This window comes from Flavobacterium panacagri (assembly GCF_030378165.1).
Classification (GTDB): domain Bacteria; phylum Bacteroidota; class Bacteroidia; order Flavobacteriales; family Flavobacteriaceae; genus Flavobacterium; species Flavobacterium panacagri.
In genome coordinates this window covers 114,778-129,347 of sequence record NZ_CP119766.1, presented here as the reverse complement: position 1 = coordinate 129,347, position 14,570 = coordinate 114,778, and the positions used below count along the sequence as shown (strand labels likewise).

11 protein-coding genes are annotated in these 14,570 nt (G+C 33.3%); 5 read left to right on the top strand and 6 right to left on the bottom strand.

Annotated elements, in window-relative coordinates; translation table 11 throughout:
- Positions 1 to 1,449 carry a PAS domain-containing sensor histidine kinase gene (locus tag P2W65_RS00645; protein ID WP_289662783.1) on the top strand — a complete coding sequence of 483 codons (1,449 nt, stop codon included), beginning with the start codon at positions 1 to 3 and terminating at the stop codon, positions 1,447 to 1,449.
- A 70-nt stretch (positions 1,450 to 1,519) separates the two neighbouring features.
- On the opposite strand, the gene rny is transcribed toward P2W65_RS00645, so the two are convergent.
- From rny to P2W65_RS00630, 3 genes are all read right to left on the bottom strand, one after another.
- On the bottom strand, positions 1,520 to 3,079 hold the full coding sequence (rny, locus tag P2W65_RS00640) for a ribonuclease Y (RefSeq protein WP_289662781.1): 1,560 nt from the start codon (positions 3,077 to 3,079) through the stop codon (positions 1,520 to 1,522).
- Positions 3,080 to 3,288: 209 nt separating this feature from the next.
- Positions 3,289 to 3,582 carry a cell division protein ZapA gene (locus tag P2W65_RS00635; RefSeq protein WP_289662779.1) on the bottom strand — a complete coding sequence of 98 codons (294 nt, stop codon included), beginning with the start codon at positions 3,580 to 3,582 and terminating at the stop codon, positions 3,289 to 3,291.
- 4 nt (positions 3,583 to 3,586) lie between these two features.
- Complete coding sequence (locus tag P2W65_RS00630) at positions 3,587 to 3,877, bottom strand: hypothetical protein (protein WP_095952164.1); 291 nt, start codon at positions 3,875 to 3,877, stop codon at positions 3,587 to 3,589.
- 181 nt (positions 3,878 to 4,058) lie between these two features.
- On the opposite strand from P2W65_RS00630, the gene P2W65_RS00625 reads away from it, so the two are divergent.
- From P2W65_RS00625 to P2W65_RS00610, 4 genes are read left to right on the top strand one after another with little or no spacing between them, the layout of a single operon-like run.
- Positions 4,059 to 5,741, top strand: a complete 1,683-nt coding sequence (locus P2W65_RS00625) for a M23 family metallopeptidase (RefSeq protein ID WP_289662777.1) — start codon at positions 4,059 to 4,061, stop codon at positions 5,739 to 5,741.
- Between the two features lie 11 nt (positions 5,742 to 5,752).
- Positions 5,753 to 8,218, top strand: coding sequence for a TonB-dependent receptor (locus P2W65_RS00620; protein WP_289662776.1), 2,466 nt, complete (start codon positions 5,753 to 5,755; stop codon positions 8,216 to 8,218).
- Positions 8,215 to 8,883: a hypothetical protein gene (locus P2W65_RS00615; RefSeq protein WP_289662775.1), complete on the top strand. Its 669-nt coding sequence runs from the start codon at positions 8,215 to 8,217 to the stop codon at positions 8,881 to 8,883. The genes P2W65_RS00620 and P2W65_RS00615 overlap by 4 nt, the downstream gene beginning before the upstream one ends.
- Before the next feature lie 31 nt (positions 8,884 to 8,914).
- Positions 8,915 to 9,634 carry a CREC-EF hand family protein gene (locus P2W65_RS00610; protein ID WP_289662774.1) on the top strand — a complete coding sequence of 240 codons (720 nt, stop codon included), beginning with the start codon at positions 8,915 to 8,917 and terminating at the stop codon, positions 9,632 to 9,634.
- 190 nt (positions 9,635 to 9,824) lie between these two features.
- Here the strand turns inward: P2W65_RS00610 and P2W65_RS00605 are convergent, their stop codons facing one another.
- The 3 genes from P2W65_RS00605 to P2W65_RS00595 form a co-directional block, all read right to left on the bottom strand.
- A complete protein-coding gene (locus P2W65_RS00605; RefSeq protein ID WP_289662772.1) occupies positions 9,825 to 10,526 on the bottom strand; it encodes a hypothetical protein in 702 nt (233 codons plus the stop codon).
- A gap of 128 nt (positions 10,527 to 10,654) precedes the next feature.
- Positions 10,655 to 12,484, bottom strand: coding sequence for an ABC transporter ATP-binding protein (locus P2W65_RS00600; protein ID WP_289662770.1), 1,830 nt, complete (start codon positions 12,482 to 12,484; stop codon positions 10,655 to 10,657).
- A 278-nt stretch (positions 12,485 to 12,762) separates the two neighbouring features.
- On the bottom strand, positions 12,763 to 14,490 hold the full coding sequence (locus P2W65_RS00595) for a phospho-sugar mutase (RefSeq protein WP_289662768.1): 1,728 nt from the start codon (positions 14,488 to 14,490) through the stop codon (positions 12,763 to 12,765).
- Positions 14,491 to 14,570: the final 80 nt, after the last annotated feature.

Here is a 14,570-nt window from a genome sequence, read left to right as displayed (position 1 = left end):
ATGCCTGACTTACTTTTTCAGTTTATTATAGATACGGATAATAATTATACATTCCCGCTTGTCAGCAAGTCGGCAGATGAGATATTTGAGCTTGCAGCATCAGATTTTACAAATGATATAAAGCTTATAATTTACAATAGAATTGTATCGCAGGATCGTGACTTTTTTTTTCAATCACTAGTTAAGTCGAGAAAAGAAATTACGCCTTGGGAAATCGAGTTTAGAGCAATTCTTCCCAAAAAAGGAATGCGATGGTTTAAAATTGCGGCGAAAACAGAATTGGCTTTGGATGGAAACGTTATTTTCTATGGACATGTTTCGGATATAACAGACTTAAAAGACAAAGAAGAAAAGCTTAGGATATCCGAAGAACGTTTTCAATTTGCTCTTGATGCTTCTACCGCTGGAATCTGGGATTGGGATATGGTGACTAATAGTGTTTTTTATTCTTCGCTTTCGCTTAAAATTTTAGAACTGGAATCGACTGATATTTTTGATGATCCGGAACGCTGGGATAAAATTGTACATCCAGATGATCTTCCAAAATATTACTCGGACATCCAAGAGCATTTTGATAATAAAATTCCATACTATGAAAATTATCATCGTGTGATGACTTCGAGCGGAAATTATAAATGGATTTTGGATCGTGGAAAAGTAATTAAACGTGATGAAAACGGAAAGCCTTTGCGTGTAATTGGTACTCATACAGATGTTTCTGCACAAAAAGAAAAAGAGCTTGAGCTTTTGAAAACTATGAAATTATACAGCGAACAAAATAGCCGTCTGCTGAATTTTTCGCATATAGTTTCGCATAATTTAAATACGCAGGCAGGAAACATAAAATCGATTTTAGATCTTATTGATGCTGATGTTAATAAGCAGACTGTGACAGAAATGTTGGAATATTTGCGTGCTGTTTCTAACGATCTGAATGAAACTATTTTGAATCTTACGCAAATTGTAAAAACGCAGAGTAATATTAATATTGCGGTTGTGCCTTTGAAATTGTGCGAATACATAGAAAAAACGATTTCAACAATCAAAGGATATGATAAACAGCGAAAAGTGACGATTGTAAATAACGTTCCAAAATATTTGACGATTAATTTTAACCCTGCCTATATGGAAAGTGTTTTGTTGAATTTTACAACCAATGCGATTAAATATGCACATCCAGATCGTGATCCTATAATTACTTTTGATTTTGCACTCGAGCCTGAAGGGTTTAAATCTCTTAAAATTACGGATAATGGATTAGGTATAGATTTGAAAGTGTATGGCGATTTATTGTTCGGAATGTATAAAACTTTCCACAAACACGAAGAAGCTCGCGGTATTGGATTATATATTACGAGAAATCAAATTGAGGCGATGAAAGGGACGGTTTTGGTGGAAAGTGAAGTAGGAGTAGGAACTAGCTTTAAAATCGTTTTTAATGATATGTAAAGCTTAAATTAGCATATAAAAAGAAAGGCTGTCTATTGACGGCCTTTCTTTTTATGTTTATATTCTTCAATTATTTAGCAATATTAACAGCTCTAGTTTCTCTAATAACTGTTACTTTTACCTGTCCAGGATAAGTCATTTCTGTTTGAATTTTTTGCGAAATTTCGAAAGATAAGTTGGCAGCATTGTCATCTGAAACTTTTTCGCTTTCCACAATTACACGAAGTTCTCTACCAGCTTGGATTGCATAAGCATTCTTAACTCCGCTGAATCCGTAAGCTACGTCTTCAAGATCTTTTAAACGCTGGATATAAGAGTCAAGAACTTGACGTCTAGCTCCAGGTCTAGCTCCAGAAATAGCATCACAAACTTGAATAATTGGAGAAAGCAATGATTTCATTTCGATCTCGTCGTGGTGAGCTCCAATTGCATTACAAACTTCTTCTTTTTCACCGTATTTCTCAGCCCACTGCATACCTAATAATGCGTGTGGCAAATCACTTTCTGTATCTGGCACTTTTCCGATATCGTGTAATAAACCAGCTCTTTTTGCCAATTTCACGTTTAGACCTAATTCTGCAGCCATGATACCGCAAAGTTTAGAAACTTCTCTTGAGTGCTGTAATAAGTTTTGTCCGTAAGAAGAACGATATTTCATTCTACCTACAACTTTAATCAATTCTGGGTGTAAACCGTGAATCCCTAAATCGATTACCGTACGTTTTCCAACTTCGATAATTTCATCGTCGATTTGTTTTGCTGTTTTAGCCACAACTTCTTCGATTCTTGCTGGGTGAATACGTCCGTCAGTTACTAATTTGTGTAAAGACAAACGAGCAATCTCTCTACGAACAGGATCAAAACAAGAAAGAATGATTGCTTCTGGTGTGTCATCGACAATGATTTCAACTCCAGTTGCTGCTTCAAGCGCTCTAATGTTACGTCCTTCACGGCCGATAATTCTACCTTTTACGTCATCAGATTCAATGTTGAAAACAGAAACACAGTTTTCAACCGCTTCTTCAGTTCCAACTCTTTGGATTGTATTGATGATGATTTTCTTAGCTTCTTGCTGTGCAGTTAGTTTAGCCTCTTCAATAGTTTCTTGAATATGAGACATGGCTTTTGTTTTAGCTTCAGCTTTTAAGCCTTCCACTAATTGCTCTTTTGCTTCTTCAGCAGAAAGACCAGAGATTACTTCTAATTGCTGTAACTGGCTTTTGTGAAGTTTTTCAACTTCTGCTTGTTTTTTGTCTAAAACTTCAATTTTATTGTTGTATTCAGCAGTTTTAGCTTCAAAATCGTCGTTGACTTTTTTTGCTTTAGAAAGTTCATTAGAAACTTGAGATTCTTTATCGCGAACGCGTTTTTCTACTTCAGCGACTTTTTTATCTCGTGCTAAAATAACTTGTTCGTGTTCTGATTTCAATTCGATAAAACGTTCTTTTGCTTGAAGGATTTTATCTTTTTTAATATTTTCAGCTTCTAAATTAGCGTCTTTTAAAATTGAAGCAGCTTCTTTTTTAGCGTTTTTGATGAGGTTTGAAATATTACTTTTCTCGATAATTTTAGCTATTGCAAAACCTGCTGCAATACCTACAATACCAATAATGATCGTTATGATGTCCATGTTTGTTAGGGTTTATATATAAAAAAAGCCTACATTAATTGCTTGTATAAACTCGTAAAGACAAGTTTTGAGCTAACTCACTGTTCAAGTTTCCCAGCCAAATGGAGGGCATACTATAGTAGCGACGATTTGCTCATTCTAAATTGTTAGTGTTGAGTTTACCAATTGTGAACTAATGTAGGCAGTATCTTAGTTTCTGTAAAGAACGTTTAATTTTCGAGATATTGATCTAATAGCGAATTTAATTTCTTAATTCTTTCGATAGTTTCTTCTCCATCGATTGCGTTATCAATTTGTTTTTGTTCTACTTGTGATGCAAATTGCAAGGCACACATGGCTAGAACATCTTGTTTGTCACGAACCGCGTAATTTTCTTCGAACTGCTTTATCATAGCATCAATTTTTTTTGAAGCACTTCTAAGTCCTTCTTCCTGAGATGGTTCAACCGTTAACGGGTAAACGCGGTCTGCAATTGATATTTTAATTTTAAGCTTTCCGTCCATGTTACTAATCTGATAATTGTGCTATACAGTAATCAATTTCGCGAATTAATGAATTTATTTTAAGCTTTGTCTCTCTCTTGTTATTGTCGCTGCCAAGCAACGAATTGGCTATCTTAAGTGTTTCATTTTGCTTCTTCAAAGCTTCAATTTCTTCAGATTGTTTCTGGATAATTTGCGCAGCTTTAGCTAATTCTAATCGTAATGCTTGATTATTTTTCTCCAGCCCTTTTGATTTTTCAAAAAGCTTTTCGACTTTATATTCAAGAGTATCAATTATTTCTGCAATTACACTCATTATACATCCTATTCATTACTTAATCCTACAAAGTTAATATTCCTTTTTATTAATGCAATTTTTTATCGATTTTTTTGCATTAAAATAGATAAATGAATGTTTTTCAGTTGATTGTGTTTTTTGTAGTTTTTTACTTGCTTTTTTTGGCTTATTTTTACTTATCTTAGCAAAAATGTTGCTTATGAGATTTTCTGTACTTACCCTTTTTATTTGTAATTTTTTATTTGCTCAAACGCAATATCCTAAAGACTATTTCCGCCCTCCGCTTGATATTCCAATGCAACTTTCTGGTAACTTTGGAGAGTTAAGACCTAACCATTTTCATGCTGGCTTCGATTTAAAAACCAATCAAAGAGAAGGTTTGAGTGTGCATGCAATTGCAGATGGTTATGTATCGAGAATCAAGATTTCAACATTTGGAAATGGCAAATGTATTTACATTACACATTCTAACGGATATACTTCTGTTTATGGGCATTTGCAGACTCCGGTTGGAGCAATTTTAGATTATGTTAAAGCAACTCATTACAAAGAAAAAGCGTATGAAATTGAAATGTTCCCAAAGCCAGGTGAACTTCCAGTTACCAAAGGAGAAATTATAGGTTTGTCAGGAAATACAGGCTCATCTGAAGGACCACATCTTCATTTTGAAATTCGTGATTCTAAAACGGAGTTTGTCATCAATCCAATTTTCTTTGGCTTTGACCAAAATATAAAAGACACCAAAAAGCCAACTTTGTCCAGTTTGTATGTATATCCTTTGGATAATGCAACTGTGAATCAGTCTAAACAGCCTTTGCTGCTGGCCATGACACTTCAGAAAGATGGAAATTATTTAGCAGCAAAAGTGAAAGCAAACGGGAAAATTGGTTTTGGAATCAATGCTGTGGATACTGATGATGTTTCTTTTAATAAAAATGGTGTTTTTAATGTGACTAGTTTTTTAAATGGAAATCAAAATTATAACTACCAGTTTAATACCTATTCTTTTGATGAGATGCGTTATATCAATGCTTTTATTGATTATTCAAGATACAAAAAAACAAGTCAGCGTGTGCAGAAGCTTTTTATGAAAACACCTTTTGCTTTAAGTATTATTAAAACGGATTCACTTCGCGGTATTATAAAAACAGAGCCTAATTTAGCTTCTACTTACAGAATCGAAGTTTCGGACTATTTTGGAAATTTAAGAACAGTTACTGTTCCAATTGAGTTTGACAGTGTCACTCCGATTGTAGAAGCACAACCAGTTACTTCTCCATATTTTGTTCGGTATAATAAAGATTCTAATTTCGAAAAAGATAATATGTCAGTTTTCTTTCCGGCTGGCACTTTCTATGAAGATTTTAATATGAACTTTGATGTTCGAAATAAAAAACTTTATATCCACGATGATACTGTTCCAGTTCATTCTAATTTTACAATAACGATAAAAGACGATTCTTATCCGGAAAATTTAAGAGATAAGTTATATATCGGAAGAGGAACAAGTCATAACGGAACTGTTAGAAAAGGTGATGTTTTTACAGCAAAAGCCAAAATATTAGGTCAGTATGGTTTGGTTCTCGATACAATCGCTCCGAAAATTTCGATTACAAAGCCAATTCAAGACAAATGGATTAGTGATCAAAAGAAAGTTGATTTTATAATTAGTGATTCTTTATCGGGAATAAAATCATATAACGGTTATATAAACGGGAATTGGGTTTTGTTTGAATATGAAAATAAAGCCAGAAGAATTACGCATGTTTTTGATGATGCTTTATTGAATGAAGGCGCAAATGATTTAAAAGTTGAAGTTGTCGATAATGTAGGAAATACTACTATCTTTGAAACTCATTTTTTTAGAAGTCAACAAAAATAAAACCCGAATCTTTGAGTAATAATAGGTTTATATTCGCTTTTCTTTTATTATTTGTCAGCTGTATTTCATTAGCTCAGACAGCCAGTATTAAAGGAGTAATTTTAGATACAGACAAACATCCTGTGCCAAGTGTAAATATTTCTTCACAGGGAAATTTAGTTCAGTCTGATTCGAATGGTTTTTTTGAAATTGTAGTTCCTTCCAATAGAAAGGTTTCTTTGATATTTACCCATGTTTCTTTAAAAATGATCAGCTTAAAGGTTAGTTTAAAAACAAATGAAATTTTTGTTTTTAATCCGATAATGAACAATTCGCAGGAGCAAATGGGAGAAGTTTTTGTTTCTTCAGGAAATAGAAAACGAGTTCAGGGCATTGCAACTATTGATGCTGAAACCATAAAAAAGATTCCAGGTGCTAATGCAGGAATCGAAAATGTACTGAAAACGCTTCCCGGTGTGAACTCTAATAATGAATTAAGTTCTCAATATATGGTTCGCGGTGGAAATTATGACGAAAATCTGGTTTATGTAAATGAGGTAGAAGTATATCGTCCGTTTTTAATTCGCTCAGGACAGCAGGAAGGTTTGAGTTTTACCAATACAGATTTAGTGCAGAATGTCGATTTTTCTGCTGGTGGATTTCAGGCGAAATTTGGAGATAAATTGTCTTCTGTTTTAGATATTACGTACAGAAAACCAACTCAGTTTGGTGCTTCTTTTGAAGCCAGTTTTTTGGGCGGAAGCGCTTCTGTAGATTTGGTTTCTAAAAATAAAAAATGGTCGGCAGTTACTGGGGTTCGTTACAGAAATAATAGTCTGCTGGTAAATAGTCAAGACACTCAAACCAATTATACACCGACTTTTGCAGATATTCAGACCAATGTTAATTATGATATTTCTGAAAAATGGCAGATGAGTTTTCTCGGAAATATTTCAGAAAATAAATATTTATATCAGCCTTTAACACGAGAAACTAAATTCGGAACAATCGATCAGCCAATGGCACTTGCGGTTTATTATCAAGGTCAGGAAAAAGATCAATATGACACCTATTTTGGAGCTTTAAAAACGACTTATAAAGCTTCTCCTTCACTTACGCTAAAGTTAATCGGATCATTATTTCATACCACTGAAAAAGAGCATTTTGATATTTTAGCACAATATCGTTTAGGAAATGTTGATCCAGAAAATCCAACAGATCCATCCACAATTGATTTTACTCGTGGAATTGGTTCGCAACTGAATCATGCCCGTAACGATTTGGACGCTTTAATTGCCAATATCGAATTGAAGGGAACAAAAGAATGGAAAGAAAGTCAGTTGGAATTTGGTTTAAAATATACCAGAGAATCCATTCGCGATAGAGTAGTTGAGTGGGAAGTAATCGATTCGGCTGGATTTTCTATAAATCCTCCAATAGCAATTTTGCCAGAAAATAATCAGCCGTACAGTCCCTACACTGGGCCACTTTTGCCTTATCAAGATATTCGAGCGACAAACTTCAATACAATCAATAGATTTTCAGGATATGCACAATGGAACAAGCAGTCTGAAATTGGTTCGAGCAGAGTCTGGTATCATTTCGGAGCTCGTTTTCAAAGCTGGAATGTTTCTGGAGCTTCAGAAGAAGGAAAAAATCAGACCGTTGTAAGTCCGCGTGCGCAGTTTGCAATTAAACCGGATTGGGATCGTGATATGGTTTTCAGGATTTCAGGAGGATTATATCATCAACCGCCATTTTACAGAGAACTCCGTGATTTGGATGGGGTTGTAAATCCAAATGTGAAAGCGCAGGAAGCTGTTCATGTAGTTCTGGGTAATGATTATAATTTTAAAATGTGGAACCGCCCTTTTAAATGGGTAACGGAACTTTATTATAAATCACTTTCAGATGTAAATGTATATTCGATTGATAATGTCCGCATTCGATATGTCGCCAATAATAATGCAAAAGCCTATGCGCAAGGTTTAGATTTTAGATTGAACGGAGAATTCGTGCCGGGAACAGAATCTTGGGTAAGTTTTGGTTACATGAAAACAGAGGAAAATTACGAAAACAAAGGGTATATTGCACGTCCAACAGATCAAAGACTGAAATTTGCGATGCTGTTTCAGGATTATATGCCGAATATTCCTAGTGTAAAAGTGTATTTGAATTTAGTTTATAATACAGGACTTCCCGGTGGAGCGCCAGCTTATTCTGATCCATATTTGTACCAAAACAGGTTAAATGATTATAGAAGAGCCGATATTGGTTTTGCAAAGGTTTTTGTGGACAGCAGTACGCAGAATACGAAAAAAGGCTGGCTGAAAAACTTTAAAGAATTAGCTGTTGGATTGGAAATTTTCAATCTTTTTAATAATCAAAATGCTATTACCAATACCTGGGTTCGTGATGTGTATTCAAAAAACCAATATGCAATTCCAAATTATATGACTTCGAGGGTTTTTAACGTTAAGATTAATGCGAGGTTATGATAGAAAAGCGTAAAAAAAGAAAAAAGATTTTTTACGTTCCGGGAATGATTTCTTTGGTTTTGATTCCATTGATATGTATTGTTTATTTTTATACAACAGATGCTTTTAAAGTTTATGGAGTAATAGACTTGTCGATGCCTAATAAAGGAGACTTTGAAAAGTATGAAGTTGAAACACTAAGAAAATACAAAACTTATAAGTTTAATGGGAATGAGTTTGATGATCAGAAGATGCTTAATGAAATGAGGTTTTATCTTCGAAAATTAAAAAAGGATAAAGACACTTTAAATGGCATTGAGTTACAATACGCTCTAAGAACAAATTATGAGACCTTTATTAGTACTATTGATGTTTTGGTATTGGAAGATGTTGCTTCTTGGGTGATATTTGATAATGATATTTATGTAATAGCGAATAATAATTCACCTAAAAAAGTTAAAGATACAACGCATTATAAGGCAATGAATTGTGGAACCATGGATGTAATGAGACAGCAGGCTTACTTGGAACAAAAAAACAAGAAAGAAGAAGAAGCGCTTGTTTTTCAAAAATCCTATTTTGCTCAAAAATGGCAGTTAATTTTCTGTGGATATATTGGAATTGTTCTAATCAACATCTTTACACTAGTAAAATTCAATAAAAACAGAAATTACAATCAAAAATAGTATATTTGATAATCGTATATAATCGTTGTAGATGAAAAAGTATTTTAAATATATCGCCTTAATCCTTGTCGGAACAGTAATTAGTTGCCGAGAGGAAGTTAAAAAGCCAAAAGTAACTTATGATGTTTCAAACAAAGTAAGTGTCACAAAAGCAGATTCGACTCAAATAGAAATTGCAGATCTTCCTATTCAATTGGAAGGAACTAATTATTTAATTCATCCTGTTGGAGATTTAAGAGTAATTGAAAGAGGTTCTAAAGCAAGATTTGGTTCTTCAAGCGTAAACGATGTGAGTTTTACGATTTCTAATTTAGGCGAATATGAAATTACAGGATATTTGCAGAACTTAAAATTCCAAAAGGTAGATTCAGATTCTATTCGTCCTTTATCTGATAAACCTATTTTGATTTTAACCGCAACTTATTTGAAAACCGTTGCTGATAAAACTCATAATAATGTGATGGTCTATACATTGACAGATTCTGATACCAATAAAGACGGGAAAATAGATACAAGTGACATTAAGACTCTATATTTAAGTGATATCAGCGGAGAAAATTTTACTAAAGTTTCAGCTGATCTAGAAGAATTGATAGACTGGAATTTAGTAGAATCTAAAAACCGTTTGTATTTTAGAACAATTGAGGATACCAACCAAAATGGTCAATTTGATAAAAACGATGTTTTGCATTATAACTATATAGATTTAGCTTCAAAAAAATGGGAAGTGAAAAGTTATAAGCCTATTTAAGCTAGCTGTTAAGGTTCTGAGATACTAAGGTTCTAAGATTTTCCAATCTTTGAGATAAAGAAAGCCTGTTAAAAATATAATTTTTAACAGGCTTTCCTGTTTTTTTTATTCAAAAAGAATCTTTTTAATCCTTTTAATCTGTGGCTAAAAAAAAAACTTAGAACCTTAGTATCTCAGAACCTTAGCAGCTTTAAATTAATATATCACTTTCCAGATCAGATTTTTCGATTTCAAAATCAAATCCAAGGCGTTCCACCAATTCAATAACCAGTTTTTTATACCAATTCTCTGATTTAGGATGAATATAAATCTTTTCAATTAATTGATTGATGTCGACGTTGATTTTTAAGCCGTCATTGAGTTTTAAAGAACTTTTAGAAGTGTCAGTTAAAATACGGACTTCTCTTTCGTATTGAAAACTTTTCCTTTTAAATAAAAAAGGAAAGAATAAATCTTCAAAAGGAATATATTCTTTTTTATAATCGATATAATTGACTTCGCCAATATATTGGTCAAAATTATTTTCAGGTCTAACTGCCTTTTGTAATCGGCCAATTGTAGATTGAATGGCGATTCCTTCGCTATTTTGAGTAAAAATCTGCCACATGGCAAATGACTCATATTCATTAATGTGCCAGCTGCTTACAGCAACTTGTTCTCTGTGTGTTTTGTAGTAATTTAGAAATTCAGGATTGTCGATGGCGAGTTTTTTGATTTCCTCGTAAGTAGGCTCGCTGAAAGTGCCTTCGTATTGATCTTCGAATTTGTCTGAACGTGACATGAAGAGTTTCTTCGAGAGCAATAAATCCAGGAATTTTGATAAGTCCAAATATTTCCAGACAATAGTATCAGGATCTTCAGGAAGTATAAGGTTGGGGTTGTTAAGATACATTTTCTTGGGATTAAATGACTTATTCTTTAACCAACCTAAAGTTATAAAAATAAACACAGATTAAAGAAATTAAAATGAGTTTTAATATTTCCTTAATCTGTGTTTGGCTATTTGTTTATGTGAAAATCTTACGATTCGAAAGACTGCATTGTTACCAGCTTGTTGTAAGTGCCATTAAGCGCAATTAATTCTTCATGAGTTCCTTGTTCAACAATTTTTCCTTTTTGCATCACAATAATTACGTCTGCTTTTTGAATTGTTGAAAGGCGGTGTGCAATTATGATAGAGGTTCTGTTTTGCATCATATTTTCCAATGCCAGCTGAACAAATTTTTCACTTTCCGTATCTAAATTAGATGTTGCCTCGTCTAGGATCATAATTGGAGGGTTTTTTAGCACAGCACGAGCAATCGATAAACGTTGTTTTTGTCCTCCAGAAAGTTTGTTTCCGCTGTCTCCAATATTGGTGTAAATTCCGGCTGGTAAGTCTTTTACAAATTCATAAGCATTGGCAATCTTTAATGCTTCAATAATTTCGTCATCTGTTGCATCTAATTTTCCTAATGCAATATTGGCTTTTATGGTGTCATTAAATAAAATACTGTCCTGTGTAACCAGTCCAATTAAGTGGCGTAGCGATTGCAGATTGATGTCTTTAATGTTGATTCCGTCAATAGAAATAGTTCCATCATTAACATCATAAAAACGGGTCAATAAGTTTGCCATTGTACTTTTTCCGCTTCCAGACTGACCAACAAGGGCAACAGTTTGTCCTTTTTTAATTTGAAGGGAAAAATCTTTTAAAACAGTTTCTTCTTGGTATTTAAAGTTGATATTTTGAACGCTTATCTCATTATCAAAAGATTCTTTTTCAACCGCATTTTCTTTACTTGTAATTGGATTTTCCTGTTCTAAAATTTCTAAAACACGTTCAGCTGCTGCATTTCCTTTTTTGACACCGTAAGATGCTTTAGAAATTGCTTTTGCTGGAGTTAGAATATTGTAAGCTAATCCCATATAAGCGATAAAAGCAGCTCCTTCAAGAGTTTTGTCAATTAAAACCATTTGTCCTCCATACCAAAGTAAGATAGCGATAACGGTAATTCCCATAAATTCACTCGCAGGCGAAGCTAAGTTTTGACGATTTCCGATGCTGTTTGATAAGTCAAAAAATCTTTCGGTAGAGTTTCTAAAAACAGTATTAAAATAATTTTCAGAATTGTAACCTTTTACAACTTTTAATCCGCCAATCGTTTCTTCAATAGTAGATAAAAATCTTCCTTGTTCTTCCTGAGCTTTGCTGGACTGTTTTTTAAGCTGTTTTCCAATTAATGAAATGATATACCCAGAAATAGGGATAAAAATAAAAACAAACAAAGTTAATTTAGCGCTAATAATAAGCATCGCACTTATTGTAAAAATAATAGTCAAAGGCTCTTTCACGATAAGTTCCAGAATAGCTAAAAATGAAGTTTGAACCTCATTTACGTCTGCAGAAATTCTAGAAATAACATCTCCTTTTCTTTTCTCAGAATAAAAAGCTAAAGGAAGTTCAAGTGTTTTTTTGTACAATGCATTACGCATGTCCCTTAAAACTCCGTTACGTAAAAAGTTGATAAAAAACATTGCCAGATAATCGGCCAGGTTTTTTAATAAGAAAATTGAAATTATAATAGTTACCATAACCCCCAGAATATAGCCAGATTCGTGAGTGCCTTTTGTTGTAGTTATGTAGTAACTTAAATAGTTTTCGCCATATTCTTTCAGGTTTAAAATTCCTGTAAATACTGGTTTTACATGATTAGCTTTCGTTTTGTCAAATAAAACTTGAAGCATTGGTATTAAAGCAACAAATGAAAGTGTACTGAAAAGTGCATATAAAACATTAAAAAAAATGTTTAAGAATGCGTATTTTTTATATGGGTATATAAAAGGAACTATTTTTTTAAAATTACTCATTTAATTTTGAATATTGTTTTTCTGCTGTGCTAAAGCTCTTTTGAGTTTTAGTATTTTTTTTAGGTTATAATTAGTTTATTCTGTCGAATTTATACCTCGCAAAATTAATCCAATTGGAGTGTTTTCAATTTTTTTTTGCTTTTTTTTATCAAAAAAACTCTGATTCATATTTATTCTAAATGTGAATCAGAGTTTAAAAAAAATTAAACTTAATCAATTGTGCAGGTATTGCCTGCACAATCATAGTATGTATGTAAAGAGTTTGCGGCTCTTTTTTATTATTTTAATTGCATGTCAGCAATGATATTTTGTATTTTTTGATCTAAAAAACTTTCTGCTTCATCAAAATCAGCAACCGATTCTAATTCAGCATTCACACTGATATAGAATTTAATTTTTGGCTCAGTTCCACTTGGTCTTGCGCAAATTTTAGAACCATCTTCTGTGTAATAAATCAATACATTTGATTTCGGAATATCCATAGAAGATTCTTCATTTGTCAATAAATTCAAAGCTGTAGATGATTGATAATCTTCAACCATAATCACACGCTGGCCATTGATTTCTTTTAAAGGGTTTTGGCGTAAATTAATCATCATCTGATTAATTTCTTCTAAGCCTTCCATTCCTTTTTTAGTTAATGAAACTAAATATTCTTTGTAGAAACCATTTTCAACATAAAGCTGTAAAAGTTCTTTGTAAACTGAACTTCCTGCAGCTTTCGCCTGAGCGGCAACTTCGCAGATTAATAGCGTAGCGGCAACAGCATCTTTGTCTCTAACAGCATCGCCAACCATAAAACCAAAGCTTTCTTCTCCACCTCCAATAAATTGAAGTTCTGGGAAATCTTTGATCATTTTAGCGATCCATTTGAATCCAGTTAAACCAACTTTGCATTCAACACCGTAGCTTGTTGCCAATTCCATCATCATTGGAGTCGAAACAATAGTAGATCCGACAAATTGTTTTCCGTTGATTTTGCCTGCTTTTTTCCATTGTTTCAAAAGGAAAGAAGTCATTAAAACCATAGTTTGGTTTCCGTTTAGCAAAATCATTTTTCCATCATTATTTCTGACAGCAACACCTAAACGGTCGCAATCAGGATCTGTCCCAACAACGATATCAGAATTTGTTTTATCAGCCAAAGCCAAAGCCATCGTTAAAGCTTCAGGTTCTTCTGGATTTGGAGATTTTACTGTTGGAAAATTTCCATCTGGAACCGCCTGTTCTGGAACGATATGAACGTTTTTATAACCGGCCTGCGATAAAACATCAGGAATAGATTTTATTGAAGTTCCGTGCAGAGAAGTAAAAACAATATGAAGATTGTCTTTTGCTTCAGCAGGAGTATTAAAACTTGCGTTTTCTATAGATGATTTTACAAACTCTTTGTCAATTTCCGTATCAATATATTGAATAAGGCTTTCGTTTGCATTGAATTTAATTTTGTCGTAGCCTAAACTTTCGATTACTTGAATGATTTCGCCGTCTTGCGGAGGAACAATTTGTCCGCCGTCCTGCCAGTACACTTTATATCCATTATATTCTGGCGGATTGTGTGAAGCAGTTAGAACAATACCGCATTGGCATTTTAAATATTTAAGCGCGAATGATAACTCAGGAGTGGGTCTTAAATCAGAAAACAAATAAACTTGAATTCCATTTGCAGAAAAAACGTCTGCAACAACTTTTGCCAGTGTATTGCTGTTGTGACGGCAGTCATAAGCAATAACTACTTTTAAAGGTTCGTTGGGAAAAACTTTATGTAAATAATCGGATAATCCTTGAGTATTTTTTCCCAGCGTGTATTTGTTGATTCTGTTGTTTCCAACCCCCATGACACCTCTCATTCCTCCAGTACCAAATTCAAGGTTTTTATAAAAACTCTCTTCAAGGTCTTTTGGTGAAGTTGTCATTAATTCTTTAACAGCTGCCTGAGTTTCTTGGTCAAACGTAGGTGTTAACCATTCATTTACAGCGTTTAAAATATTAGGTGCTATGTTCATGTAAATTTTCTTTTATGTTTTAATAAAGATAGTTTTTCTTCAAAGGTTGATTGGAGTGAAAAAGATTTTTTTTTCCTGAT